This is a genomic window from Nocardiopsis sp. Huas11, from assembly GCF_003634495.1.
GTDB lineage: Bacteria > Actinomycetota > Actinomycetes > Streptosporangiales > Streptosporangiaceae > Nocardiopsis.
The window spans coordinates 3,855,463-3,881,585 of the sequence record NZ_RBKY01000001.1 but is presented as its reverse complement, the minus strand read 5'-3'; the positions used below and the strand labels follow the sequence as shown (position 1 = coordinate 3,881,585).

Annotated in this window: 23 protein-coding genes; 13 read left to right on the top strand and 10 right to left on the bottom strand. The window is 72.9% G+C overall.

The window, feature by feature from the left end:
- Positions 1-104: 104 nt before the first annotated feature.
- On the bottom strand, positions 105-2,390 hold the full coding sequence (locus tag DFP74_RS17730) for a serine/threonine-protein kinase (RefSeq protein ID WP_121182913.1): 2,286 nt from the start codon (positions 2,388-2,390) through the stop codon (positions 105-107).
- A gap of 255 nt (positions 2,391-2,645) precedes the next feature.
- Here DFP74_RS17730 and DFP74_RS17725 point away from each other — a divergent pair, with 255 nt between their 5' ends.
- The 5 genes from DFP74_RS17725 to DFP74_RS17710 all read left to right on the top strand — a co-directional run bounded on the left by DFP74_RS17725 (position 2,646) and on the right by DFP74_RS17710 (position 5,925).
- Complete coding sequence (locus tag DFP74_RS17725; protein ID WP_121182911.1) at positions 2,646-3,344, top strand: hypothetical protein; 699 nt, start codon at positions 2,646-2,648, stop codon at positions 3,342-3,344.
- Between the two features lie 48 nt (positions 3,345-3,392).
- Positions 3,393-5,039, top strand: a complete 1,647-nt coding sequence (locus DFP74_RS17720; RefSeq protein WP_199725691.1) for a transposase — start codon at positions 3,393-3,395, stop codon at positions 5,037-5,039.
- A 21-nt stretch (positions 5,040-5,060) separates the two neighbouring features.
- Positions 5,061-5,186, top strand: coding sequence for a LuxR C-terminal-related transcriptional regulator (locus DFP74_RS17715; protein ID WP_121182909.1), 126 nt, complete (start codon positions 5,061-5,063; stop codon positions 5,184-5,186).
- A gap of 125 nt (positions 5,187-5,311) precedes the next feature.
- Positions 5,312-5,605 (top strand): hypothetical protein, encoded by a 294-nt coding sequence (locus DFP74_RS34395; protein ID WP_233571430.1) that lies wholly within the window; start codon positions 5,312-5,314, stop codon positions 5,603-5,605.
- The gene (locus DFP74_RS17710) at positions 5,524-5,925 is read left to right on the top strand and encodes a class I SAM-dependent methyltransferase (protein WP_233571352.1); all 402 of its coding nucleotides are present in this window, start codon (positions 5,524-5,526) and stop codon (positions 5,923-5,925) included. Before DFP74_RS34395 ends, DFP74_RS17710 begins: the two co-directional genes overlap by 82 nt.
- A 33-nt stretch (positions 5,926-5,958) precedes the next feature.
- Here DFP74_RS17710 and DFP74_RS17705 read toward each other — a convergent pair whose 3' ends face one another.
- The 4 genes from DFP74_RS17705 to DFP74_RS17690 form a co-directional block, all read right to left on the bottom strand.
- Positions 5,959-7,305, bottom strand: coding sequence for a hypothetical protein (locus DFP74_RS17705; protein WP_233571015.1), 1,347 nt, complete (start codon positions 7,303-7,305; stop codon positions 5,959-5,961).
- Positions 7,295-9,352 carry a hypothetical protein gene (locus DFP74_RS17700; RefSeq protein ID WP_121182907.1) on the bottom strand — a complete coding sequence of 686 codons (2,058 nt, stop codon included), beginning with the start codon at positions 9,350-9,352 and terminating at the stop codon, positions 7,295-7,297. Before DFP74_RS17700 ends, DFP74_RS17705 begins: the two co-directional genes overlap by 11 nt.
- Before the next feature lie 141 nt (positions 9,353-9,493).
- Positions 9,494-12,208 (bottom strand): aconitate hydratase AcnA, encoded by a 2,715-nt coding sequence (gene acnA, locus DFP74_RS17695; RefSeq protein ID WP_121182905.1) that lies wholly within the window; start codon positions 12,206-12,208, stop codon positions 9,494-9,496.
- 262 nt (positions 12,209-12,470) lie between these two features.
- A complete protein-coding gene (locus tag DFP74_RS17690) occupies positions 12,471-13,406 on the bottom strand; it encodes an LLM class F420-dependent oxidoreductase (RefSeq protein WP_121182903.1) in 936 nt (311 codons plus the stop codon).
- 127 nt (positions 13,407-13,533) lie between these two features.
- Between DFP74_RS17690 and DFP74_RS17685 the strand changes: the two genes are divergently transcribed.
- Genes DFP74_RS17685 through DFP74_RS17670 form a run of 4 tightly spaced genes read left to right on the top strand, consistent with a single transcriptional unit; the run spans position 13,534 to position 17,310 of the window.
- Positions 13,534-14,115, top strand: a complete 582-nt coding sequence (locus DFP74_RS17685) for an RNA polymerase sigma factor (RefSeq protein WP_121182901.1) — start codon at positions 13,534-13,536, stop codon at positions 14,113-14,115.
- Positions 14,112-14,912 (top strand): zf-HC2 domain-containing protein, encoded by an 801-nt coding sequence (locus DFP74_RS17680; protein ID WP_121182899.1) that lies wholly within the window; start codon positions 14,112-14,114, stop codon positions 14,910-14,912. The genes DFP74_RS17685 and DFP74_RS17680 overlap by 4 nt, the downstream gene beginning before the upstream one ends.
- Positions 14,909-15,799: an ATP-binding cassette domain-containing protein gene (locus DFP74_RS17675; protein WP_121182897.1), complete on the top strand. Its 891-nt coding sequence runs from the start codon at positions 14,909-14,911 to the stop codon at positions 15,797-15,799. Before DFP74_RS17680 ends, DFP74_RS17675 begins: the two co-directional genes overlap by 4 nt.
- Positions 15,796-17,310, top strand: coding sequence for a hypothetical protein (locus tag DFP74_RS17670; protein ID WP_121182895.1), 1,515 nt, complete (start codon positions 15,796-15,798; stop codon positions 17,308-17,310). Before DFP74_RS17675 ends, DFP74_RS17670 begins: the two co-directional genes overlap by 4 nt.
- A 124-nt stretch (positions 17,311-17,434) precedes the next feature.
- On the opposite strand, the gene DFP74_RS17665 is transcribed toward DFP74_RS17670, so the two are convergent.
- On the bottom strand, positions 17,435-18,730 hold the full coding sequence (locus tag DFP74_RS17665) for a class I SAM-dependent RNA methyltransferase (protein WP_121182893.1): 1,296 nt from the start codon (positions 18,728-18,730) through the stop codon (positions 17,435-17,437).
- A gap of 294 nt (positions 18,731-19,024) precedes the next feature.
- On the opposite strand from DFP74_RS17665, the gene DFP74_RS17660 reads away from it, so the two are divergent.
- Positions 19,025-19,708 carry a TrkA family potassium uptake protein gene (locus tag DFP74_RS17660; RefSeq protein ID WP_121182891.1) on the top strand — a complete coding sequence of 228 codons (684 nt, stop codon included), beginning with the start codon at positions 19,025-19,027 and terminating at the stop codon, positions 19,706-19,708.
- Positions 19,701-20,399 carry a TrkA family potassium uptake protein gene (locus DFP74_RS17655; RefSeq protein ID WP_121182889.1) on the top strand — a complete coding sequence of 233 codons (699 nt, stop codon included), beginning with the start codon at positions 19,701-19,703 and terminating at the stop codon, positions 20,397-20,399. The genes DFP74_RS17660 and DFP74_RS17655 overlap by 8 nt, the downstream gene beginning before the upstream one ends.
- Positions 20,400-20,408: 9 nt before the next feature.
- On the opposite strand, the gene DFP74_RS17650 is transcribed toward DFP74_RS17655, so the two are convergent.
- A complete protein-coding gene (locus tag DFP74_RS17650; protein ID WP_199725688.1) occupies positions 20,409-21,152 on the bottom strand; it encodes a DUF3159 domain-containing protein in 744 nt (247 codons plus the stop codon).
- A gap of 251 nt (positions 21,153-21,403) precedes the next feature.
- On the opposite strand from DFP74_RS17650, the gene DFP74_RS17645 reads away from it, so the two are divergent.
- Positions 21,404-22,477: a serpin family protein gene (locus DFP74_RS17645; RefSeq protein WP_121182885.1), complete on the top strand. Its 1,074-nt coding sequence runs from the start codon at positions 21,404-21,406 to the stop codon at positions 22,475-22,477.
- A gap of 137 nt (positions 22,478-22,614) precedes the next feature.
- Complete coding sequence (locus DFP74_RS17640; protein ID WP_121182883.1) at positions 22,615-23,721, top strand: serpin family protein; 1,107 nt, start codon at positions 22,615-22,617, stop codon at positions 23,719-23,721.
- Positions 23,722-23,921: 200 nt separating this feature from the next.
- Here the strand turns inward: DFP74_RS17640 and DFP74_RS17635 are convergent, their stop codons facing one another.
- The 3 genes from DFP74_RS17635 to dut form a co-directional block, all read right to left on the bottom strand.
- The gene (locus DFP74_RS17635; protein ID WP_121182881.1) at positions 23,922-24,659 is read right to left on the bottom strand and encodes a PIG-L deacetylase family protein; all 738 of its coding nucleotides are present in this window, start codon (positions 24,657-24,659) and stop codon (positions 23,922-23,924) included.
- Between the two features lie 68 nt (positions 24,660-24,727).
- Positions 24,728-25,558 (bottom strand): DUF3710 domain-containing protein, encoded by an 831-nt coding sequence (locus DFP74_RS17630; RefSeq protein ID WP_121182879.1) that lies wholly within the window; start codon positions 25,556-25,558, stop codon positions 24,728-24,730.
- A 60-nt stretch (positions 25,559-25,618) separates the two neighbouring features.
- Positions 25,619-26,095 (bottom strand): dUTP diphosphatase, encoded by a 477-nt coding sequence (dut, locus tag DFP74_RS17625; RefSeq protein ID WP_121182878.1) that lies wholly within the window; start codon positions 26,093-26,095, stop codon positions 25,619-25,621.
- Positions 26,096-26,123 lie beyond the last annotated feature (28 nt).

Below are 26,123 nucleotides of genomic sequence, written 5' to 3'. Positions count from 1 at the left end.
GTCCTCCACTCACCTCGCCGTACTGCCGGACTCCGCCGATCCTATGGTCCCGTCCGGACTCGCCCGGGCCCGGACCGGCGGCGGCGCGCACGGCCTGGCCCGGATCAACCCCCGCTGATCCTGCGGGCCTGGGCGAGGTCGGTGCGGATGCGCTCCACGCCCGAGGTCAGCTGCGGTAGCTGGGCGCTGGAATGCTCCAGTTCCATGACCCGGTGGGCTCGGCGCGCGGGCGTTCCGCACACCACGCGGCGGGCCGCGGTGCACGAGAGCGCACCGATCAGGCCCAGGAGGGAGACCACCGACAGCAGCCCGACCATCGCGTCCGGGGCTTCGAAGACGTAGTCCGCGACGATCGCCGCCGGGAAGGCGAGGATCGCCCACCGGCTGTACCGCACGGCGTTGGTGAGGTGGACCTGGAGGCCGACCCTGTTCGCCAGGGCGTCGTGCTCCGCCGAGACCGCGGAGAAGCGCTCCTCCCAGTGGCGCCGCTGGCGGGCCAGCTCGCGCAGGGTCGGCACGGCTCCGTAGACCATCGCCGCGCAGCCTGCGCTCTCGGGTGCGGGCGCGGACTCGACCCTGCGCCACAGGACGTCGATCCACTCCGCGACGGCCTTGTCGCCTTCCTTCGGCGGAACGGCGCTCTCGGGGTGCAGGAGGAAGGCCAGCACCAGGGCGGGGTTGACGTGGACGCGCGTGCTGACCCATCCGGCCAGGTCGCCGCGGAGCTGTTCGTGGAAGGCGATCCCGGCCCGTTCCGCCTGGCCGAGGTGCTCGGCGAGCTGGAGGAGGGCGCCGGGCCGGCCCGAGTGGTGCTGTCCCATCACGCGCAGGACGTCGGGCCTGGCGAGCAGCGCCATCTCGCCCGCCAGGGGCGCACCGGTCAGCATCGGCGCGGGATCGGCGAACAACTGGCCGAGCGCCTCCAGGGAGGCGGGACGGCCGCGAAAGACAGGTGGCAGGTCCGGGCGCAGCTGGGCGACGAAGGAGGCGATGGCGAGGTTGGCGTCCGCGGCCTGGCGCCGGAACAGGGAGCGGTCGACCGTGGTGTCGCCCAGGTCGTTGATGATCCAGGCGCCCAGGGCCGCGCGTTCGGCGGCGTCGCCGAAGACCCGCAGGGCCGCCGGCCAGTCGCGTTGGAAGGCCTCCGCGAGCGCGCGCGGGTCGGTGAAGCGTACACCGCCGAAGTGGCACGGGGGCACCCCGCCGGTGGCGTGGGGCCCGGTGGCCAGGGAGCCCGCCGGGTACGGAGCCGACGCCAGGGGGCCGGCGTGCGGCGGACCCGAAGGCGCGGCGCCGGAGTACTGCGGAGCGGACGGACCCTCAGGGGCGGGCGGGGCGCCGGGCACGGGCGGGGCGTGCGGCGCGGCGAGCGCGGTGTAGGCACGCGTGGGGTCCACCGCGGCCGGCGGGGCCACGCGGGTGGGATCGACCTGGCGCGGGGTGTCCCCCGCGATCATCGTCGGGTCGACGCCGATCCGCGTCCGGTCGGCGGGCCGGGGCGTGAGCGCGGTGCCGTCCCCGTTGGGCGACACGGCGGGTGTCGGCGCGGGCGCCGGTGCCGCCGTCCCCTCGGCCGGAGCGGAGATGAGCCGGTTGAGCAGCGTGGCGGCGTCGGGGCGCTGGTCGGGGTCCTTGTCCAGGCACGTCCGGATGATGCCGAGCAGGGGCTCGGGAAGAGCGCCCAGATCGGGTTCCCCGCCGAGGATGCGGGCGATCCGGGAGGCCTGGGTCGGCCCGGAGAAGGCCTCCTGGCCGGTGGCCGCGTAGACCATCACCGATCCCCAGGAGAACAGGTCCACAGCCGACGTCAGCCGGGCCCCCTCCAGTTGCTCCGGTGCCATGTACCCGATGGTGCCGACCACACCGCTGGCCGTCACCGACGTGGACTCCACGGCACGGGCGATCCCGAAGTCGATCACCCGGGGGCCGTCGGGCGCGAGCATGATGTTGTCGGGCTTGAGGTCCCGGTGCACGACCCCGGCGGCGTGGATGGCCGCCAGCGCGGTGGCCGTGGAGACGGCCAGCCGGTGCAGGTCGGCTCCGGTGCGTGGCCCGTCCCGGTCGACGGCCTCCTGCAGGGTGGGACCGTCGATGTACTCCGTGGCGATCCACGGCTCGGCCGCCTCGGGATCGGCGTCCAGGATGCCCGCGATGCAGAACCCGCTCACCCGGCGCGCCTGCTCCACCTCTGCCGTGAAGCGGCGCCGCATGTCCGCGTCGCCCGCCCAACTGGCGTGGAGCAGCTTGACCGCGGCCTTCGTCCCGTCGGGGGCCTCGCCGAGGAACACCTCGCCGAACCCGCCCCGTCCCAGCGACCGCACCAGCCGGTAGTCGCCGACCACGCGATCGGACGGTCGCGCGACCCCGTCCTCGCCCGTCCCGTCGTCCACAACCGCCTCGTTCCTTGATCGTTCGTCCGTGTGCGTCCCGCCCTCACCACAGGGATCCGTGGGAACTATAGCCACGAATATCCCGGTCCGGCGACGGAATCGTCGCCCCGACGGGGGCGGCGGCCCCGTCGGGACCGTCCGCTCACGGGAATCGTTCACCAGGCTGCCACAGCCGCCGGCACGATGCGGCACGCGAGGCCGGGACTATGCTTTTGACATGGGAACCCCGGCGCGCGGGCCGACGGGGACGTCGCGATGATCTCGGGACAGGACCGGCCGCCCCTCGGTGGCAGGACCTGGGAACAGGTGTGCGCCGAGCTGGAGGAAGCGGAGCGCAACGGTCCGCTCAGCGCCCGGGACTACGAGCTGCTGGCGACCGCGGCCTACATGATCGGCGCCGACGACACGGTGGTCCGGGCCCTGGAGGCGGCGCATCGGTCGCACCTGACTCGGCACGAACCACTGCGCGCGGTCCGCTGCGCGTTCTGGGCCGGTCTGCACCTGCGGCTGCGCGGCGAGCACGGGCCGGCGAGCGGATGGCTGGGCCGCGCGGCCCGGATCCTCGAACGCGAAGGCGGCGACTGCGTCGAACGCGGCTACCTCCACCTGCCCACCGTGCTCGAACACGACGCCCGCGGCGAGCACGAGGCGGCGTTCGACGCCGCACGGCACACCGTCGAGATCGCCGAGCGGTTCGAGGACGCGGACCTGTTCGCACTGGCCGTACACGAACAGGGGCGCGCGCTGATCAAGCTCGGACGGCTCCGTGAGGGGTTGAGGGCTGTTGCCGGTGGGGTGTGTATGAGTGGCTTTGCCTGTGCGGAGGTGGTCATGGGCGCGCTGGTCGCGGTCTTCCGGTCGCGTGCGTGCGTGTGCTTGGGGGAGGGGTCCTGGATGGGGGCGCCGTCGTTGGTTTTCGTGGTTCGCCGGACAGGGCCCCGCCCGCGCTGCTAGCTTCAGGATCGAACACACGTACCAGGCCACGTTCGGGAGGTGGAGTCGGTGGCCAAGCGTGGCACGACACGGTTGCGGCCCATCGAGCCCTCTTCTGTGGTTCCGGGCCCGGCCGGGGTGGCGGTGCGTGACCGGCTCCAACACCTCACCCCGACCGATGAGCAGGTCCTGCGTTCGGTGGGCGCTCATCTGGGCTCGCTGGCCTCTGGCGATCTGGCGACCCGGTGCCGTCAGGGCCGCGACCATGACGCTGGGACCTGGGCGGCGCGTAAACGCGAGTTGACCGCGAGGTCGTCGTCGCGGTGGGCGGGCTCCATCACCAAGGCCACCCACGACCAGTGGGCGCTGGCCCGCCGCAGCCAGGCCGCTCACCTGCACAAGCTCGAAGCGGGTATCCGGATGCTGGAGCACCGGCTCTCCCTCCCCTTGGGGGACAAGGGCACCAAACGCGCCCCGGGCGGGTACCGGTCGCGGCGCGAATGGCACGCCAAGTCCCGCCGCCTGGCCTGCCTCAAAGACCGTCTGGCCCAGGTGCGCCAGGACTGGGAAGCCGGGATCGTGCATGTGGTGCGGGGCGGTAAGCGGCTGCTGAACACTCGTCATCACCTGGAGCAGGCGCAGCTCACCGAGGCCGAGTGGCGGGACCGGTGGGAAGCGGAGCGGTTCTTCCTCCAGGCCGACGGGGAGTCCGGCAAGCGGTACGGCAACGAAACGATCCGCCTCACCCCGGCCGGGCGCGTCTCGATCCGGCTCCCGGCCCCGCTGGAACACCTGGCCAACGCCCCCCACGGCCGCTACGTGCTCTCCTGCCGAGTGGCTTTCGCTCACCGGGGAGAGGAGTGGACCGACCGCGTCGAAGCCGACCGGGCGGTGGCCTACCGCATCCACCACGACACCGAACGCGCCAGGTGGTATGTGACCGCGTCCTGGACCCGCCCCCAGGCCCGGGCCCTGCCGTTGGACGCGGCCTGCGCGCAGGGGGTGGTGGGTGTGGATATGAACGCCGACCATCTGGCCGCCTACCGGCTCGACCCGCACGGCAACCCGGTCGGGGACCCTGAGCGGTTCTCCTTCGACTTGACCGGTCGTGCTGCGCACCGTGACGCCCAGGTCCGACACGCTTTGACCGGGCTGCTGCACTGGACCCAGCGCACCGGCGCGCAGGCGATCGCCATCGAGGACCTGGACTTCACCACCGAGACGACCCGGGAGAAGCACGGCCGCAGGAAGCGCTTCCGGCAGCTCATCTGCGGTATGCCCACCGCCAAGCTCCGGGCCCGGATCGTGTCCATGGCCGCCGAACGCGCAATCGCGATCGTGGCCGTGGACCCGGCCTATACCTCTATGTGGGGCGCCCAGCACTGGGCCAAGCCCCTGAACAGCAAGAACCGAAATATGACTCGCCATGACGCCGCTGCGGTGGCCATTGGCAGGCGCGCCCTGGGGCGCCCGATTCGGCGTCGGACCCCGCCGCCCCGCCACCACCGGAGTGATGGTGGCGGGCCTCGGACCGTCCAGACCGAACCGGGGTCTTTGGGGTGTGAGGGACCCCGCCGCCCTGCCACGGAGCGCGTACACGATGCGCGTGCCCGGGCAGGGAAGGAGAGAACGCGGGGAACCAGCGCGTCCAGCACCGTTCGGGACGCGCGCAGTGACAGCAGATGGGTCCAACACCCACTCCTGAACACTGAATAGGAACGGTCGACCAACAGGGAGATCGCCGCCGAACTCGTGCTGAGCGAGCGGACCGTCGAGCGGCACGTGAGCAACATCCTCGCCAAACTCGGGGTGGCCACCCGTGCGGCCGCGACGGCCTACGCCTTCGAACACGACCTGCGCTGAGCGCCGCGCTGCGTGGAACCACCCATCGGGCTGGGCCCGACCACTGGGTGTTCTCCCCGAAGCGCGCCGCGTGCCCGCCGCCTAGCGTGGTGTGTACCGGCCGTACCGAGGCTGAAGGAGGAGCCGTGGACACGACGAGAGCCTTCTACCGTGTGGGCTTCCATCCCTGGGAGGACCTCGCCGAGCACGCGCCCTTCGCCGCGTCCCTGGCGCTGCTGCTGGACCGTGAGGAACAGGGGCGCGAAGCCCCCTACGGCCGGGCACTCGACCTGGGCTGCGGCAGCGCGGTCTGGGGGTGGAGCTCGCCAGGCGCGGGTGGCGGGTCACAGGGGTCGACATCGTCGAAGGGGCGCTGCGCCGGGCACGCGAGCGGATCACCGCGGCCGGGGTCGACATGCGCCTGGTCCACGGTGACGTGACCGAGCTGAGGACCTCGGGCGTGGGCACCGGGTACCGGCTGGTGCTCGACACCGGGACGTTCCACGGCCTCACCGGGTCCCAGCGCGCGGCGATGGGGCGCGAGGTCGGCGTGATCACCACCGACGACGCCACCGTCGTCCTGGACGTCTTCGCACCGCGGCGACGGGGCCCGCTTCCCCATGGAGCGAGCAGGGCCGACGTCGAGCGGGCCTTCCCCTCGTGGGAGATCACCGATGTGGAGACCGCCGACACCGATCCGGACGCGCTGGCCCGCGCGCTCCACTTCGACGAGCACTGGTACCGGCTGCGCCGGCGATGAACCGGCCGGGCCCGCCCTCGGGCGTGGGCCCGGTCACCGCCCCGACCGGTGGGCACCCCGCTGGATCCGCTGGACGAGGTCGTCGGCGAGCGCGCCGAAACCGGTGGCCGCCCACACGCTCTCCTCGACGGGCACCTCGTGGTAGGGCACCGAGCGTCCCTCGTGCGCCACGTGCAGGACGTTCAGCCGGGTCCGCGTGCGCACCGCCTTCGCGCACGCGCCGCACAGCGGCACCCGGACGGTCTGTGTGGCGCCGAGTCGGCGCCAGTCCGTCTCGGTGGTGTCGGTGCCGTGGAGGGGGTTGGCGTAGCAGTGGCGGCGCCGGGCGGGCGAACCCCTGCCGCTCGAAGCCGCCGCCAGGCCGTCCTCGGCCAGGTCGAGCAGGACCAGCGCACCGACGACGTCGGCGAGGGAGCCCTCGCGCATGGTCTCGGCGACCCTGCGAGCGGCGTCGTGGGCGTCCAGGGCCTCGCCCAGGGCGCGGGAGGCGGCGGTGCCGGGGGCCGGCCGCAGGGCGCCGAGGCGCTCGCCGACCTCGGTGATCTCGCGATCGACCTGCCGTTCCAGTGCCTCCCGCCGCGCCTGGTCGGCGTTGGCGAAGGCAGCGTGCTGCGGCAGCGTCGGCATCGGCCGCCGGCGGGTCCACCACAGGTAGCCGCCCACGAGCAGGAGCACGGCCACCGCGCCGCCGCCGATCCACGGCCACACCCCGCCCGGGCCGCCCGACCCCTCGGCCCCGGACCCGGTGTCGGCACGGGCGTCCGTCCCGGGCTCGGAGCCCGTCTCGGGAGTGGCGCTCCCGAGCTCCTGGGACTCCTCGTAGGCGCGCATCTGCTCCTCGTAGGCCGCCGCGGGGTCGTCGGAGACGGCGTACTCCACGGCCAGTTCCACCTGTTCGGCGACCGGGGCGTCGAAGTCGGTCGCGTAGGAGGCGGCCAGTGCGGCGTAGTGGGCGCGCTGGTCGGAGGGTTCGGTGGTCGAGGCCGGCATGTCGGTGCCCACGAGCCGCCCGTCCTCCAGCAGGAGGTAGTGGGCGTCGCCGCCGCCCGCCCTGTCGTGGACGGCCGCGGCCAGCCGCTGGGCGTCGCCGTCCCAGGTGTCGCCGTCCACCAGCGGGGCGAGGACGACCCGCACGGGCAGCCCGCTGCCTTCGATGGCCGCGACGGCGGCGGTCCGCGCCTCCTCGGGGAAGGCACTGTCGTAGGACGGGTCGACGTAGACCGGCGACTCCGCCAGCGCGGTGGCGATGGCCTGGGCCGGTGACTCGGCCGGGGCGTCGGCGTGCGCTGCCGCGGGCGCGGCCCAGAGCAGAGCGGCCACGCTCAGGGCCAAGGCGGCGCGGACACCGCCGGAACGGATCGAGCGGACACTAACGGGCACGGGATTCCTCCAACAGCTTCTCTCCGCTCAGGTTCTCGCGCGTCCCGTACCAGGAGGTGACCCAGCTGCGCTCGTCCAGCAACAGGTGGGGGACGCGCCTCCCCCGGGGGCCGGCGACCCTCAGCGGCGTGCGCAACGACGGTGTCAGCCGCAAGCAGCGGCCGCACAGGTGCAGGTCGGACCGGTTCGCCTTGGGGATACCGCCCTTGCCCGACGCGAAGCCGTGCAGGGGGTCGACCATGCACACCCGGCCGCCGCCGCCCGCGCTGCCCTCCTCCAGGCGCCGTGCGGCGCGGCGCGCCAGCACGGTCGCCCCGACGAGGTCGAGTTCGTCGGGGTCCTCCCCGAGCACGATCAGCGCCGTGTCGAGGTCCCGGACCGCCTGGTCACCGGCGGGCAGGTCCCCGGCCGCCTTCAACGCGGCGACCGCGCGCGCGGCCTCGCGGCGGGCCGTCGGGCGCAGCCGTCGGCCGGGGGTGGCGCGGACCAGGCGCACCAGCAGGTACAGCGGGACGAACGCGAGACAGAGCAGGACGCCGACGAGCGGGCCGAGGATGAGCAGTCCGGGCAGCAGTCCGTCGGCGGCGTAGCGTCCCAGGGGTGCGGTCGGCTCCTCGTCCTCGATCGTGTCGTCGTGGAGCCTCGCCGCCATGGGGACGGTCGCCTCGGCCTCGGGGTCGAGCCGGGCGCCGCCGAGTTCGTCCACCAGCGCCAGGGCCACCTCGACACTCGCCGCCGAGGGCATGGCGTCCGACATCGCCGTGGACAGGTCGTAGGGGTCCGAGCCGGGGTCGACGCCCAGCAGGGCGAAGGCCCCTCTGCCGGACGTGGCGTCGACGACGACGTAGACCCCGTCCTCGCCCCGGGTGTGGGCGAGCGCGTGCGCCAGCACCTCGGGGTCGCCGTCGGACTCGTCGGTGCCGGCGACGGGCACCGCGGCCACGTGGACCGGCACGGGGGCGGCTGCCACGGCGGCGTCCAGATCCTCCAGCGCCGCGGGGTCCACAGTGATGAAGGGGTCGGCGAACACCGGTGACCCCTCCCACGCGCCGATCACGCGGTCCACGCGTTCGGTGGCGGCGACGTACGGCGGCTCCGCCAACAGGTCCGCGCTCTCGGCGGCGTCCGGTCCCGGCGTGGCGGAGTCCTCGGCGGGCTCCTCGGCGGGGGCAGAGGTGACGTGGACCATGCCGGCCACGACGACCGCGGCGGCGACCGCCACGGATCCGCCCGCCCACGCCCACGAGCCGAACCGCACGCGCCGGTCGGACCTGCGCCACCAGACCAGGACGGCGGCGGAGAGGCCGAACCCCAGGGCCGTGCCGCCCACCATGCCCGCCACGGTCCCGGTGTTCTCCGGGCCGTTGGTGCTGTCCGGGCTCATGTCGTCCAGGAACTCCCGCCAGGCGGACGGGGCCTCGTCGTCCGGCTCCACGGGCTCGGTGCCCTCGGCGGGCTGGTCCAGGGCCTCGTTCAGCGCACGCTCGGCGCGCTCGGCGACGTCGGGGTCGAGGAGGGCGTCGACGTAGCCCGCCGCGAGCTGGGGAACGGGGGTCTCGTAGTCGTAGGACTCGTCGCTCATGAGGACGCTGCCCGCGTCGCGCGTCGGCAGGTCGGTCCCGGGCGTGGTGGTGGCGACGACGACCGTCTGCCCCGCGTTCAGGAGCACGTACAGGCCCTCCCTGCCGGACCGCTCCTGCACGGCGGCCAGGAACTCCTCGCCCTCGAACGCCGACAAGTCGGTGGAGACGAAGACCCGGTAGGGGACGCCCAGGCGGTCGAACTCGGCCCGGACCTGCTCCTGGACCCGCTGGAGGTCGTACTCCCCCGCCAGGAGGTCGCTGACCACGACGGCCCGGCCCTCGGGCTCCTCGGCCATGAGGGCGGCGACGTGCGCCGCGGGAGTCGTGGGCTGCCCGGTCCCGTCGGCGGCGGCGGGTGCGGGCGCGACCACCGCCACCAGGACCGCGAGGGCCGCGAGCAGCGCCGCGGCGACGGCCAGGAGGCGCACGGGGGGTCTGACAGGGTCTGCGGGGGCGTGCGGCATGGCGTGAGCTTACCCGGGGCGCGTGGGGACCCCCGCGCCCAGCTGTCACAACGAGGCCGGGGCCGCCACCGTCGGTCGGACGGTGGCGGCCCCGGTGAACCGCGCGGCGCGCCGTTGTGGGCGCGGGCGGAGCTCTGTGGACTACTGCGCGATGAGCTGGCGCAGCACGTACTGCAGGATGCCGCCGTTGCGGTAGTAGTCGGCCTCACCCGGGGTGTCGATGCGCACCACGGCGTCGAACTCGACGCCGGTGTCGGTGGTCACCTTCACCGTGCTCGGGACGCGGCCCTCGTTGAGCTCGGTCACGCCGGTGATGGAGAAGGTCTCCTCACCGGTCAGGCCGAGGGAGTCGGCGGACTGGCCCTGCGGGAACTGCAGGGGCAGCACGCCCATGCCGATCAGGTTGGAGCGGTGGATGCGCTCGTAGGACTCGGTGATGACCGCGCGCACGCCCAGCAGGCTCGTGCCCTTGGCCGCCCAGTCACGCGAGGAACCGGAGCCGTACTCCTTGCCGCCCAGGACGACCAGCGGGGTGCCCTGCTCCGCGTAGTTCTGCGCGGCGTCGTAGATGAACGACACGGGCGCCTCGGGCTGGGTGAAGTCGCGGGTGTAGCCGCCCTCGGTGCCCGGAGCGATCTGGTTGCGCAGCCGGATGTTGGCGAACGTTCCGCGGATCATCACCTCGTGGTTGCCGCGGCGCGAACCGTAGGAGTTGAAGTCGCGGCGCTCGACGCCGTGCGCCTTCAGGTAGTCGGCCGCCGGGGTGCCCGGCTTGATGGCGCCGGCCGGGGAGATGTGGTCGGTGGTGACCGAGTCGCCCAGCTTGGCCAGCACGCGGGCCCCGGAGATGTCGGTGACCGGCGCCGGCGCGGCCTCCATCCCGTCGAAGTACGGGGGCTTGCGCACGTAGGTGGAGTCGGCCTCCCACTCGAACGTGTTGCCGGTGGGCGTGGGCAGCGAGCGCCAGCGGTCGTCACCGGCGAACACGTCCGCGTACGCCGACTCGTACATGTCCGAGGCGATCGCCGAGTCCATGACCTCCTGGATCTCCTCGGCGGTGGGCCAGATGTCGGCCAGGAAGACCGGCTGGCCGTCCTTGCCCACGCCCAGGGGCTCGGTGGTGATGTCCACGTCGAGCGAGCCGGCCAGCGCGTAGGCGACCACCAGCGGCGGCGAGGCCAGGTAGTTCATCTTCACGTCCGGGTTGATCCGGCCCTCGAAGTTGCGGTTGCCGGACAGGACCGCGGAGACCGCCAGGTCGTTGTCCTGGACCGCCTTGGAGATCTCCTCGGGCAGCGGACCGGAGTTGCCGATGCAGGTGGTGCAGCCGTAGCCGACCAAGTTGAAGCCCAGCTTGTCCAGGTAGGGCGTCAGGCCGGAGCGCTCGTAGTAGTCGGTGACGACCTTGGAGCCCGGCGCCATGGAGGTCTTGACCCACGGCTTGCGGGACAGGCCCTTCTCCACCGCCTTCTTGGCCAGCAGGGCGGCGCCCAGCATGACCGAGGGGTTGGAGGTGTTGGTGCACGAGGTGATCGCGGCGATCACGACGGCGCCGTGGTCGATCTCGGTCTCCGTGCCGTCGGCCATGGTGACCTTGACCGGGCGGTGCGGACGGTGGTTCGCGCCCGCGGCCGGGGCGTCGGAGGCCGGGAAGGACTCCTTGCCCGCCTCGTCGTCGGAGACGTAGTTCTGGATGTCGTGGCGCCAGGTCGGCTTGGCCGCGGACAGGGCGATGCGGTCCTGCGGGCGCTTGGGGCCGGCGATCGACGGAACGACGTCGCCCAGGTCCAGCTCCATGTACTCGGAGAAGACGGGCTCGACCGACGGGTCGTGCCAGAAGCCGTTGGCCTTGGCGTAGGCCTCGGTCAGGGCGACCTGCTGCGCGGGGCGGCCGGTCAGCTTCATGTACCGGATGGTCTCGTCGTCGACCGGGAAGATCGCGGCGGTGGAACCGAACTCCGGGCTCATGTTGCCGATGGTGGCGCGGTTGGCCAGCGGCACGGACGCGACGCCGTCGCCGTAGAACTCGACGAACTTGCCGACCACACCGTGCTCGCGGAGCTGCTCGGTGATGGTGAGGACCAGGTCGGTGGCGGTGGTGCCGGGCTTGAGCTCACCGGTCAGCTTGAAGCCGACCACGCGCGGGATGAGCATGGAGATCGGCTGGCCGAGCATGGCGGCCTCGGCCTCGATGCCGCCGACGCCCCAGCCCAGGATGCCCAGGCCGTTCTGCATGGTGGTGTGCGAGTCGGTGCCGACGCAGGTGTCGGGGTAGGCCTGGCCGCCGCGGGCCATGGTCACGCGGGCCAGGTGCTCGATGTTGGCCTGGTGCACGATGCCGGTGCCGGGCGGGACGACCTTGAACTCGTCGAAGGCGGTCTGGCCCCAGCGCAGGAACTTGTAGCGCTCGTAGTTGCGCTCGTACTCGATCTCGACGTTGCGCTCGAACGCGTCGGGGCTGCCGAAGAGGTCGACGACGACGGAGTGGTCGATCACGAGCTCGGCGGGGGCGAGCGGGTTGATCTTGTCCGCGTCACCGCCCAGGTCGCGCACGGCCTCGCGCATGGTGGCGAGGTCGACGACGCAGGGCACGCCGGTGAAGTCCTGCATGATCACCCGCGCGGGGGTGAACTGGATCTCCTGGCTGGGCTGCGCCTCTGCGTCCCATTCGCCGAGGGCCCTGATGTGGTCGGCGGTGACGTTCGCGCCGTCCTCGGTGCGCAGGAGGTTCTCCAGCAGAACCTTCAGGCTGTAGGGAAGCCGGTTGGCGCCCTGCACGGCGTCCAACCGGAAGATCTCGTACGACTCGTCGCCAACGCGCAACGTGTCACGGGCGCCGAAGCTGTTCGCGGACACGGTGTCTGCCTCCTGATCTCGCCACTTTGTCCCCGGCATCCCGTCTGGTCGGACGGGAGCGGGACCTGCCGCTTCTGAGCGGACGCGGGGCCGATAGGCCGCGGGGTGGCCTTCGCCTTCTCGGGCGTCCGTCAGAACCGCTGCCCTGGAGCGGGCCGGGGGGACCCCGCAGTTATCTTGACGTCAAGGTATCCAACTTGTATCTCGATATCAAGTTATCGGGTCGCTCCCCGGCCCCGACGACCGCCCCCGCCGTTCGCGGTCAGTCCAACTGCGGAACGACCCGTGAGGCCACCAGTTCCAGGTGGTCCAGGTCGGACATGTCCAACATCTGCAGGTACACGCGCTCCGCACCCGCCTCGCCGAACCGGCCGATCTTGTCCACCAGCTCGTCGGGCGACCCGGCCAGGCCGTTCTCCCGAAGCTCCGGCACCTGACGGCCGATCCGATCGGCGCGCGCGGTGATCTCCGCCTCGTCACGCCCCACGCACAGCACCTGCGCGGCCGAGTAGACCATCGGCGCGGTGCGCCCGGAGGACGCGACCGCCGCCCGGGTCCGGTCGAAGGCGGCGGAGGTGTCCTCCAGTGAGGCGAAGGGCACGTTGTACTCGTCGGCGAACGTGGCCGCCAGGCGCGGTGTGCGCTTGGGGCCCGTCCCCCCGATCAGCACCGGAGGCCGGGGACCCTGCTGCGGCTTTGGCAGCGCGGGGCCCTCCGCCAGACGGTAGTGCTTGCCCTCGTACTTGAAGGTCTCCCCCGCCGGAGTCGACCACAACCCGGTGATGATGTCGAGTTGTTCCTCGTAGCGGTCGAAGCGCTCGCGCGCGGTGGCCGGGAACGGGATCCCGTAGGCCGCGTGCTCCTGCTCGTACCACCCGGCGCCGAAGCCGAAGTCGACCCGGCCCCCGCTCATCCGGTCGACCTGGGCCACGGCGATGGCCAGCGGTCCCGGATAGCGGAAGGTGGCGGCGGTCATCAGGGTGCCCAGGCGGATACGGGAGGTCTCCCGGGCCAGCCCGGCGAGGGTGATCCACGCGTCGCTCGGGCCGGGGAGCCCGTCGATGTGGTCGCCCATGTGGAGGTAGTGGTCGGATCGGAAGAGGGCGTCGAAACCCAGGTCCTCGGCCGCTTTGGCGACGGCGAGCTGGTCTTCGTACGTGGCCCCCTGTTGGGGTTCTAGGAAGATCCTCAGACGCATACGCCCCATTTTCGCCCATCCGCCGCAGGCTCCGCGCACACGCCGCGCGGATACTGTGGAAAAGCGTGCCCACAGCCGTGCCCACCGGGCTGAACCGAACTCCGCCACCACCGCGATAAGCCATCACGTGAAGCTGCTCCGCCGCGCCCGACGACGCGCTCCCTCGCCTGACAGCACCGACGCGGTGCTGCTGGCGGCCGTCGCCGACGGTTCCACCGAGGCCCTGGAAATCCTGCACCGCAGACACGCGCCCTGGCTGCGGGCCCGGCTGCGCTACCGCTGTTCGGACCCCGACCAACTCGACGCCGCCCTCCAGGAGACCTTCCTGGCGGTGTGGAAGAACGCCGGGTCGTTCACTCCCCGCCCCGGAGACCCCGACGCCGGCGCCTGGCTGTGGACGATCGCGATCCGGCAGCTGATCTCCCAGCTGCGCAAGCGGGCCAACCGATGGATCGCCGACAGCGACTCCGAACCCTACGAGACCATCGGCGACGCCTCCGCCGAGGACACCGTGCTGCTCAACATCGAGCACGGGCCACTGGGCGCCGCCCTGCACACCCTGTCGCCCGAACTGCGCTCGGCCATCCAGGCCACCGTCCTGGACGGACTCACCGTGCGCGAGGCCGCCGAGATCCTCCAGATCCCGGAGGGAACGGTCAAGACACGGGTGATGCGCGCCAAGGCACGTCTACGGGAGGCACTGACATGAGCTGGCACCTGACCCCTGCCCAAGTCGACGAGTACGTGTCGTCCACCGTCGACGACGTCACCGCCATGTCCGTGGAGGCCCATCTCATGCACTGCTCGCCCTGCCGATCCCTGGTCCCGGCCGACGAGGCGTGGCTGGCCGACAGCTGGGCCGACCTGCGCGACATCGTGGACCGGCCCCGCGTCGGCCTGCTGGAGCGCGGCCTGACCACGCTCGGCCTGCGCCAGACCACCGCCAAACTCCTGACCGCCACCCCGCAGCTCTACCGCGCCTGGCTCGTGGCCACCGTGGTGGTCCTGGCCGCCGCGCTGCTGAGCGCCCACCACCTGCCGCGCGGCTCCCTGCTGTTCGCCGTCACCGCGCCCATCGTGCCCCTGGTCGGCGTCGCCCTCGCCTACGGTCGCGGCGTGGACCCCGCCCACACCCTCACGTCGGTCACGCCGATGGCGGGCCAGCGGCTGCTGTTCCTGCGCTCGTGCGCGGTCCTGGTCCCCGCGCTGGTGATGTGCACCGTGGCCGCGGTGCTCATGCCCTCTCCCGCCACCCTGTGGACCGCCGGGTTCTGGCTGCTGCCGTCCCTGACACTGGTCGCCGGATCGCTCCTGCTCAGCCGCTGGCTGCACATGAGCGCCGCGGGCGCCGCGGTGGGCGGCCTGTGGGTGGTCGCCATGGTGCTGTTCACCGTCACCGACCACGCCTCCGTCCTGGAGCTGTTCGCCCCGGTGTCCCAGCTGTGGTGGGCCGCCGCGCTGGCCGCCCTGGTCGGCGCGCTCGTGCTGAGGGTGAGGACGGCGTGAGCGCCACGACCACGATCACCGCACCGATCCACGCGCGCGGCCTGGTCCGCAGATACGGATCACGCCGGGCCCTGGACGGTGTGGACCTGGACCTGGGAACCGGGGTCACCGGGCTCCTGGGGCGCAACGGCGCGGGCAAGACCACCCTCCTGCGCAGCCTGGCCACCGATCTGGACGTCAGCGCCGGCCGTCTGCGCGTGCTGGGCCGCGATCCCGATGACGCCGCCGGGCGCACCGAGATCCGGCGGCGGCTGGGCTACCTGCCGCAGAACCCGGAGTTCTACCCGCACTTCACCGCCTTCGGGCTGCTGGACTACATGGCGGTGCTCAAGGAACTGGGCGGGCGCCGGGCCCGCCACGACGAGATCCGCCGGAGCCTGGACCGGGTGGGCCTGACCGAGCGCCGGCATACCCGGGTGCGGCGCCTGTCGGGGGGCATGCGCCAGCGGCTGGCGCTGGCCGCGGCCCTGATGGGCGACCCCGAACTGCTGCTGCTCGACGAGCCGACCATCGGCCTGGACCCCGAACAGCGCATCCTGTTCCGCAACCTCGTCTCGGAACTGGCCGTGGACAGCACCGTGGTGCTGTCCACCCACCAGATCGAGGACGTGTCGGCGCTGTGCCAGCGAGTGGTGTGCCTGGACCGGGGACGGGTGGTCTTCGACGGTTCCCCGGGCACCCTGATCGGCCGCGCCCGAGGCCATGTCTGGGAGCAGACCGGGCGGCCCCGGGACGGGGTGACCACGTGGCGGCTGGCCGACGGCCGCTACCGCGTCCTCACCACGGAACGCAGCGATCAGGCGCCGCCAGGGGACCGGGCCCAGGTCGAGCCCACGCTGGAGGACGCCTACCTGCTGCTCACGGGCGTGCAGCGGAGCACGCGGTGAGCCGAGCTGCCACCTTCGCGCGGCTGACGGCGTTCGACGCGCGACGGATGGCGGTCAACCCGCTGCTGTGGATCGGCGTGACCGTGGCGGTCTTCAGTTATGCCTGGCCGAGCTACTGGGAACCGGCGGCTCCCACCCTGACGGAGTACCACGCGAGCCTCGAAGGCACCGCGGCGGTGATCGCGGTGACGACCGCCGCCGTGGTGGTCTTCCCCGTGATGCGCGAGGTCGGGCACTCGCGGAGGACCGTCGCCGCCCTGGGCCCCACGGGACGGCTGCTGGCCGTGAGCACGGCCGCCGTCCTGCTCACCACGGCGATCATGGCGGCGGCCGCACTGCTGCACCCGCTCATGTGGTCCGCTCCTCCGGCCGGCACGCTGAGCCCCTACGCCCACCCCACCCCCTTCCTCATCGCGGGCGCGGGGCCGCTGGCGTCGATCGCCGTGGTCGCCTGGACGCGCAGCTACATGCCCCTGGTGGCGCTGGGCCTGGCCGTTCCGGCCCTGTTCCTGTACCAGTACTCCATCGTCGACCTGGGTCTGGGGACCGCCGTCTACCAGATCTCCCGGCTGACCGACCTGGCCCAGAGCCCGTTCACCGTCCGGGGCCCGGCCGTCACCCCCCTGGCCGCCCTCCAGCTCACCTACACGCTCCTGGTCACGGCGCTGCTGATCGCGGTCATCGCGGCCGCGCGCTCCCGGCCCGCCCAGCGCAGGGCGCTGCTGGCGGCCGCGGCCGCGCTGCTCGCCGGGGTGGCCGGGACGGTCGGTTACGGGCGCCTGGCCTACCCCCATGGCACGAGCTTCCCCGACACGGCGATCCACGGGGCGACCGCGCAACAGTGCCAGGTCCGCGACGGCATCACGTACTGCCCGCTCCCCGGGTACGAGGCCTGGGTGGACGAGTGGCACGACACGATCGGGCCGTCCCTGGCCCTGCTGCCCGAGGCCGCCCGGGACGACCTGCCCGTCATCTGGCAGGACGGGGACTCCTTCAACCGCGAGATGGACGTGCGGCTCGACGACTCCGTGACCATGTTCGAGTACCTGGAGACCGGAGAACCGTACATGCGGGCGTCCCTGGTGGGCTCGGCCTCCCTGGCCGCGCTGGGCCTGGGCGAGTACGCCTGGGAATGGTGCCAGGGCACGGGGCAGTCGAGATTCGTGATCGCGGCGTGGCTGGCCAGCACCGTCCAGGGCGTGCCCGCCACCGACCGGTTGGAGGCCGCGGCCACGCTGTCCAGCGAATACTCGCCCTCCCTGCCGGACCTGGTGCTGCTGCGCGCCCTGATCGAGGACGTTCCCCGGGAGCGGATGGCGGACACCCTGGCGGAGCACTGGGTGCCGCTGTCCACCCGTGAGGGCACCACCCTCGAACTGGCCGAGCTGGTGGGAGTGTCCGTCACAGGGAACGCGGACGTCCCGGCCATGCCGACCGACTGGGTGCGGGTGTTCCCCGAACTCGATCCGGAGATGCACATGGTCTGGAGCGAGGGTCCCACCTGCGTGTGAGCGGCCATGGCGACTCCGACGCCGCCCGGTGCCCCGCCTCCTGACGCACGAGTGGCGCACGAACGGCGCGCGCCCCGGTCCGCTCGGGACCGGGGCGCGCGCCGTCGTCATCGCATCGGCCGGATCAGTCCTGGTCCTGCTCCTGGTGGCGGCGGGCCTTCTGCACGGGCTCCAGCACCGCCAGGCACTCCACGTGGTGGGTCATCGGGAAGGCGTCGAAGGCGCGGACATCCGTCAACCGGTAGCCGCTGCGCTCGAACTCCGCCAGGTCGCGGGCCAGCGTCGCGGGGTCACAGGACACGTAGGCCACGGCGCGGGGCCGCATACCGGTCACCGACCGCACGACCTTGACACCCGCACCCGCCCGGGGCGGGTCCAGCACGACCACGTCGGCGCGCACGTCCGCCCACTCGCGCAGCTGCGCGGCGACGTCGTTCTTCTCGACGCGGACCTGCTCCAGGTCGCGCAGGTTGTAGGTGGCGTCGCGGACGGCCTCGGCGCCGCTCTCCACGCCCATCGCCCGGCCCTCGGGGCCCACGGCCTCGGCCAGCGCACCGGTGAACAGCCCGGCGCCGCAGAACAGGTCCATGGCGGTCTCGCCCGGCAGGGGCTTGAGTGCGTCCATCACCGCGGCGGTCAGGACCTCTCCCGCCGCCGGGTGCACCTGCCAGAACCCGCCCGCGCTCACCCGGTACTCGCGCCCGGCGACCGTCTCGCGGACGCCGCGGCGGCCCCGCACGGCCTGGACCCGGCCGCCTTTGAAGCGCCGCAGCACCGCGCTGGAGGCCGTGAGCTCGGGAAGCGTGGTCAGCCTGGCCTTGGTGGGGGTGACGACGACGGCGCGGTCGGCACAGGTGGAGGAGGCGACCGCCTCGACCTCCTTGACGTCCGGCCAGGTCGTCTCGGTCACCCCCAGCTCCGTCACACCGGGGTGGGCGATCAGGCAGCGGTCCACGGGCTCGATGCCATGGGCGCGGTGGCGCCGCAGGCCCGCGCGGCCCTCGTCGTCGACGGAGAAGCGCACACGGGTACGCCAACCCAGACCGTCGGGGGTGCCGGGCATCTCCTCGACCACGACCTCGCGCTCGATCCCGGCGATCCGGCTGAGCTGGTCGGTGACGACCTTGGCCTTCATCCGGCGCTGGGCCTCCAGGGACGCGTGCTGCCAGTCGCAGCCGCCGCACTTGCCGGGGCCCGCGAAGGCGCAGGGCGCCTCGACGCGGTCCGGGGAGGCGTCCAGGACCTCGATGGCCTCGCCGCGCAGGAAGCGCGTGGTCTCCTCGGTGACGCGCACGCGCACCCGCTCACCCGGCAGGGCGTGGCGGACGAACACCACCTGGTCGTCGTGGCGCCCCACGCACCACCCGCCGTGCGCGACGTCGTCGACGGTCAGTTCGTACTCGTTGCCCACACGGGTCACAAGGGTTCCTTCACAGTTCGGGTCACATTACGGGTGACCCTGCACGCACAGCCACCGATCCTCACCAATCTAGTCGACGTGGCGACCGGCCTGGTGGCCTCGCGCTCCACCCCACCAGGCAGGGGGCGTCGAGTGGGACGTGCCGTTGTGGCAAGGTGTGACTGAGAGGTCTCGCGGGGCCAGGGCGTCTGTGGTGGTGCCGCCGGGTCGCCACGCGGCAGGGCGGGCATCAGCCGAACGACGCCGTGCCCGGCGGACGTGACGCGACCGACAACGCGACAGGGGTGCTGGCAGGTGCACATCGTGATCATGGGGTGCGGCCGGGTGGGGTCCACCCTGGCGCACACACTGGTGGACCTCGGGCACACCGTGGCGGTGATCGACCAGGACCCGGAGGCCTTCCGGCGGCTGCGGGGCTCGGTGTCCAAGCACGGGGTGCGCGGCGTCGGGCACGACCGCGAGGTCCTGCAGGCCGCCGGCATCGACCGCGCGGGCGCCTTCGCCGCGGTCAGCAACGGCGACAACTCCAACATCATCGCCGCGCGGGTGGCCCGTGAGGCCTTCGGCGTGGAGAACGTGGTCGCGCGGATCTACGATCCCCGCCGCGCCGAGGTGTACCAGCGCCTGGGCATCCCGACGGTGGCGACCGTGCGCTGGACCGCCGACGCGGTCCTGCGCCGCATGGTGCCCGGCGACGGCCGCCTGACCGCCGGTCCCGAGTGGCAGGACGCCTCCGGGACCCTGGCCATGACGGAGGTGGCGCTGCCCGAGGGCTGGGCCGGGCGCTCGGTGGACGACGTGGAGCAGCACGCGGACCTGCGGGTGGTCTACGTGGCCCGGCAGGGGCGGATCGTGCTCGCACGCCCTGGCGGGCTCCTGGAGCGCGGTGACGTGCTGCACGTGGTCGGCCTCGGGCGCGACCTGGAGGAGACGGTGGGACGCCTGGACGGCGACGACGACGGAACGGGGCGTGGTTGAGGTGCGGATCGCGATCGCGGGAGCCGGGAGCGTGGGACGCTCCATCGCCACGGAGCTGGCGGGCAACGGCCACGACGTGCTGCTCATCGACCGCGACACCCGGGCGATCGGGGTCGACGACCTGCCGCAGGTGGAGTGGCTGCTCGCCGACGCCTGTGAGCTGGCCACCCTGGAGGACGCCCGACTCGGCGACTTCGGCGTGGTCATCGCGGCCAGCAGCGACGACAAGGTGAACCTGGTGGTCTCCCTGCTGGCCAAGACCGAGTTCGACGTTCCGCGGGTGATCGCCCGCATCAACGACCCCGTCAACGAGTGGCTCTTCAACGAGTCCTGGGGCGTGGACCTGGCGGTCTCCCCGCCGCGGCTGATCGCCGACCTGGTCGAGGACCCGTCGGAGGAGGACCTCGACGACGAGGCCACGCTGCCCCCGTTGCCCGGCGCCGAGATCGCCGAGTCCGTGCTGCACGCCACGAGCCCGTTCGTGGGCGGCCCGGAACGCGAGCTGACGCGGGCCCTGCCCGAGGGGGTGGCCCTGGTCGCCGTCCTGGGCTCGGGCGGGGTGCGCGCGCCCGACCCCGAGCAGACGCTGTCGGTGGGCGCCACGGTGGTGTTCCTGGCCGAACCCGACGCCCTCGGTCCGTTGGAGCGGCTCCTGGGCCCGGCCGAGGACGAGGACGGCCTCCAGGGCTGACGCCCCGGCTCAGTCCTCCCGCGTACGCGAGCCGTGGTCGGCGGCCAGGGGGGTGCGGCCGCGGGCCAGCACCCACACCATGGCGGCGAAGGCGGCCACCTGCAGGGGCCAGCCCATGGCGACCTTGGACAGGCCCAGCAGCGCGAAGGTGTCGGCCCACCCGTAGTGGTCGGCGAGCCAGAGCGGGTACTGCACCAGGACCCGGATCACGCACGGCAGCACCAGCAGCCAGGTGAGCCGGGAGGCCAGTGTGACCACGGCCGGGTCCGCCCGCCAGGAGGTGAAGTCCTCCTTGTGGCCGATGAACGGTCCGATCATCAACCCGATCGCCGGCCATCGCACGAGGACCGAGATCGAGAGCACCACCGCGTAGATGGCGTTGTAGTAGATGCCCGGCAGGAAGGCGTCGGCGGCGTTGCCGCTGCGCATCGCGAAGAGCGCGGCGATGCCGATCCCCAGCAGGCTGGTGAACACGTACTGCACCGAGGAGCGCTGGAGGAGCCGGAGCGCGCCGAGGAGCAGGGCCGCGGCCACACCGGCGTAGATCGACAGGCGCAGATCCGAGCCGACGATGTAGGAGATCGTGAACGTCAGCGTGGGGATCGCGGCCTCGACCATGCCGCGCTTGCCGCCCAGCGCCTTGGCCAACTGGGCCCGGACCAGCGCTTCGACGGTGTCCTCGGTGACCTTCGGCTTTCCGGCCCCGTCGTCGGCGGGGGCTCCCTCGCCGGCGTCGCGCTGCTGCTCAGTCATCCCGCTCCCGATCAGGTTCCGTGCTCGGAGCCCCTCCCCCGCGCGCCCGCTCCCGCGGGCGGCGGACGGAGCGGCCCGCCGTGGCCCCCACCCTATTTCACGGACGGGCGCCCCCGGGGCGGCGCCGGAGCGGCCCTGGCGACGATCGGTCCCCCCTTGTACCCTTTCCCCCTCCTTGTCCCGTGCCCGAACTCACCCTCCGGGGCCATCCGTGTCCCGACCGTTGCCCTGGCCCCCAGGAGGAACCCCGTATGGACACGCCCCCGCACCCCGCCTCGCTCGCCTTCGGCGCGCGGGTGGGCCCGGTGCTCTCCCCCGGGACCTCGCACGTGTGGTCCCCGCACTCGCTGGCCACCGTGCTCTGCCTGCTCGCCCACGGCGCGCGCGGCCGGACCCGCGCACAGTTGGAGGAGCTGCTCGGCGCGGACCCCGAGAGCCGCCTCGCGGAGCTGGACCCCGCGGTCGCCGACGAGCCCGGCCTCGCCCTGGCCGCCGCCAACGAGTTCCACGTGCGCGCCGACGCGCGGCTGCGTCCCGAGTTCCGTGCGCGGCTGAGTGAGCGGACCGACGCCGGCGTGTACCCGGCGGACTTCGCGGGTGACCCCTCGGGGGTGCGCGCCCGCATCAACGACGGCGTCGCCCGGGTGACCCGGGGGCTGATCACCGACCTGCTCGCGCCCGAGCACGTCACGCCGATGACCATGGTGATCCTGCTCAGCGTCCTGTGGGTGAAGGCCGAGTGGGTCGACGCGTTCCGCCCCGAACTCACCCGTGAGCGCCCCTTCCACACCCCGGACGGCACCCGCGCGGTCCCCACCATGCACCGCTCGGGGTCGATGCCCTACGCCGAGGCGCCGGGCTGGCGCATGGTCACACTGGCGGGCCACCACGGACTGGAGCTGGACGTCCTGCTCCCGGAGGGGGACCAGGAGACGCCGGACTCGGGGGACCTGGCCGCTCTGAACAGCCGTGTCCGGCGCGAACGCGTCCAGCTGGCGCTGCCCCGGTTCCGAGTGGAGTCGCGGTACCGGCTGCGCGACCCGCTCACGACACTGGGGTCGACCCACCTGTTCGGCGGCGACTACGGCGGCATCACCAGCGATCCCCTCGTCCTGAGCGACATCATCCACCAGGCCGTGTTCACGGTGGACGAGCGAGGCGCCGAGGGCGCCGCCGCCACGGTCGCGGTCATGCCCGGGTCCCTGCCCGCTCCGGCGACCGCCTTCACCGTCGACCGGCCGTTCGTGTTCCTGTTGCGCCGGCGGGGCTCGGTGCTGTTCCAGGGCCGGGTCACCGACCCCGTTGACCCCGGGCCGGCGGTCTGAGCGGCGGGACTGGCCAGGGCGGTCGCGACTGTCTAGGGTGACGGCGACCAGACCGTCGCCCACCACCGGCCTTCGGCCCGCCACCCTCAACGGTGGCCTCCGGCCCAGCCCTGCCCGCCGAGCTCAGGAGCACGCAGATGCACGTCAGCACACAGCCGCGTACGGACCACCTGGCGTTCGCCGCCGCCCTGGACCGTGCCCTGACCCGTGAGGGGGCGTCCCACGTGTGGTCCCCGCACTCGGTGGGCACCGTCCTCGGCCTGCTCGCCACGGCGGCGGCCGCACGCACCCGCGACGAGCTGGTGGGGCTGCTGGGCGAGGACCTCCTCGGCCAGCTCGCGGCCCTGGACGAGGCCGTGGCAGGAGCGGACGGCCTGGACCTGGCCACGCTCAACGGCCTCTACGTGCCCGACGACCTGCCGGTACGGGCCGACTTCATGGACCAGGTCCGCTCACGCGGTGGCGCCGAGGTCGAGAGCGCCGGCTTCCGGGACGACCCCGACGGCGTGCGCGAGCGGATCAACGCCAAGGTCGGCGACGTGACGCGCGGACTCATCCCGAGGCTGCTGCCCTTCGGCTCCGTCAGCCCCGACACGCGCCTGCTCCTCGTCAACGCCCTCTGGGTGAAGATGGTCTGGTCGGACCCGTTCGAGACGTCCGACACCCGTGAGCGGCCCTTCCACGCGCCGGGCGGGCGGCACTCCGTCCCCACCATGCACCGCACCGGACGGATGCCCTACGCCTCGGCGCGGGGCTGGAGCATGGTCAGCCTGGAGGGCGAGCACGACCTCACCTTGGACGTCCTGCTGCCCGACGCTCCGAAGCCGTCCCTGCCGCCGGTGACCGCCGAGGCCCTGACCGCCCTGTACCAGGGCCTGCGTCCCACCCAGGTCGAACTGGCGCTGCCCCGCTTCGCCGTGGACACCGACTCCGCCCTGCTGGAACCGCTGGCGGAGCTGGGGGTCGCCGAGTTCGCCCGCGACACCGCCCGCTTCGACGGGATCAGCGAGGAGCCGCTCAAGGTCGACGCGCTGCTGCACCAGTCGGTGCTGCGCGTGGACGAGAAGGGCGCCGAGGGGGCCGCCGCCACCGCCGCGGTCATGGTGATGGCGGCCGCCGTTCCGGTCGCTCCGGTGCGCTTCGCCGTGGACCGGCCGTTCGTGGTGGTCCTGCGCCGCCGCGGGGCCGTCCTGTTCCTGGGCCGGGTCACCGACCCCGTCGACCCCGGCCCCGCCCAGGACTGAAGCCGGGCCGAAGCGGTCCCGCTCGCCGTGGCCCCAGGGCGTTGAAGGCAGGCCGTGCAGCCTGCCGTGACCCCCGGGGGTCCATCCGGGCCAAAGCAGGAAGGACCGCGCCGAAGGCGTCCGTTGAGTGTGATGGCGGGCGACGGTGTGGGCACGAGCGGGCACACCGGAAGGCGCGAAGGCCCCGTCTTCCGGGCGACCTAGCCGTCGAAGACCTCGAAGCCGGTCGCGAGCGGCACGCCGGCCCACGTGCCCGCCGCGGCCGCGGCCTGCGGCAGGAAGGACTCCTGGTCGAAACCGTCCAGGTTGGACAGGTACACGGCGTGGTCGGCGAGCGAGGCCACGCCCGCGTCCAGGTGCTCCTGGTCCAGCTCCACGTAGTGGGTGGCGCGCGGTGAGCCGCCGAAGGCCACGAAGCGGACGCCGGACCACGGCTCCAGACCGTCGGTGAGCTGTTCGCGGAAGACCCACCGGTTGGCGGCGTCGCGGACCGCGTCCAACAGCGCCGGGCCGAGCACCCGGTGGTCGGCGTGGTTGTAGAAACGCATGTCGCCGAAGTTCTCGCGGAAGTTGATGGAGACCACGACGTCGGGCCGGTAGCGCCGGATCGCCTCCGCCAGGGCGCGGCGCAGCGGCAGCCCGTACTCCAGGGTGCCGTCGGGGAAGTCGAGGAACTCCACGGTGGTGACGCCGACGGTCGCGGCCGACGCGCGCTGCTCGGCCATGCGCACGGGTGCGCACTCCTCGGGCGGCAGGCTGTCGATGCCGGCCTCGCCCTTGGTGAGCAGGAGCTCGGTGACGTCCTTGCCCTGCCCGGTCCAGCGGGCGATCGCCGACGAGGCGCCGAACTCCAGGTCGTCCGGGTGGGCGACGACCGCCAGGGCACGGTTCCAGTCCTCCGGGAGCGGCTGGGGAGCGCTGTTCTCGGTCTGTGTCATGGGTCCCAGACTACGGAAGGACAGCGCTTCCCCGCTCGTGTGCGCCCACGGTCCCGGACGCACCCCGGTCAGGCCTGCGTGGGCCCCCCGGCGGCGCCTCCCGGCGCGTCGCCGTTCACGGACCCGCCCGTGCCGCCGCCTGCCGCGCGCTCGGCCGCCTTGGCCTTGGCCGCCTCGGCCATCTGCTCCTGGACCTTCTTGGGCACGACGATCTGCAGCATGTCCCCCGGCGGCACCGGCTGGTCACCGCGGACCACGACGATGCCGGCGAAGATCTGCTCGACCTCGCCCATCTTCTCGGGCCGGATGGCGCCCTCACCGCGGATCACGCCGTGCAGCAGCCAGCGCGGGCCGTCGACGCCGATGAAGCGGACCGGCTCGGCGACCTGCTTGCCGTCCTCGGTCGTGCGGCCCTTGACCGGCAGCAGGGCCTTGATCTCGGTACCGAACGTGCCCTCGTGCTCCTGGACTCGGCCGCCCTCCTTGGTGACCTGTTCGAGGATCTCCGCGCGCCGCTCGTCCCACAGACCGGAGGTCTTGGGCGCGGCGAACGGCCGGACCTGGAGCCAGGTCTTGCCGAGCACCAGGGTCACGCCGATGACCCGCTGCTTGCCCTGGGCGTCCTTGGTGAAGTTCAGCTGGATCTGGGACCCCTGCTGGACGGGCAGCCGGAGACTGCCCATGTCCATCCGCTGGAGCTCTGGAAAGTCCTCGTGCGAGTCCCAGGGCCCGTTGGCGCGGTGGCGGTCGGCCGCCTTGGGCGACTGGCTCGTGGGGCGTTCGGGCTCGATCTCGTTGTCGAAGGAGACCGCCCCTGCGGCTCCCCGCCGAGAACGCGGGGCTTCCTTCGCGGTTCTGTCGGTCTCCTGGTCCCGCTTCTTGCGGCGGCGTCCAAACACGCCTTCACCTCTCCGATTGACGTTGGTCCCGGGATCGCACCGGGGGATGTCAGGGGACCGTCACCGCTGTGCGGCGTGTCCCCCGGTCGAACCGAAACCACCCGCTCCTCGCGCGGACTCCGGGAGCTCGTCGGCCTCGGCGAACTCCGCCCGTTCCACGCGCTGGATCACCATCTGGGCGATCCGGTCGCCGCGGGACAGCTTCACAGGCGTGTCCCGGTCGGTGTTGAGCAGGGTCACCTTGATCTCGCCCCGGTAGCCGGCGTCGACCGTTCCCGGGGCGTTGACGATGGTCAGGCCGCTCCGCGCGGCGAGCCCGGAACGGGGGTGCACGAAGGCGGCGTACCCCTCGGGCAGGGCGATCGCCAGACCGGTGGGGACGGTGGCGCGCTCTCCCGGGGCCAGGACGACGTCGGTCGTGGTGTACAGGTCGGCACCCGCGTCGCCGGGGTGCGCGTACTGGGGCAGGGGCAGTCCGGGGTCCAGGCGCTGGACCGTGATCGGAATCCGTCCGCCCTCCGGGGATGTGGTACTCACATCGGCCGAGCTTATCGCCCCCCGGACC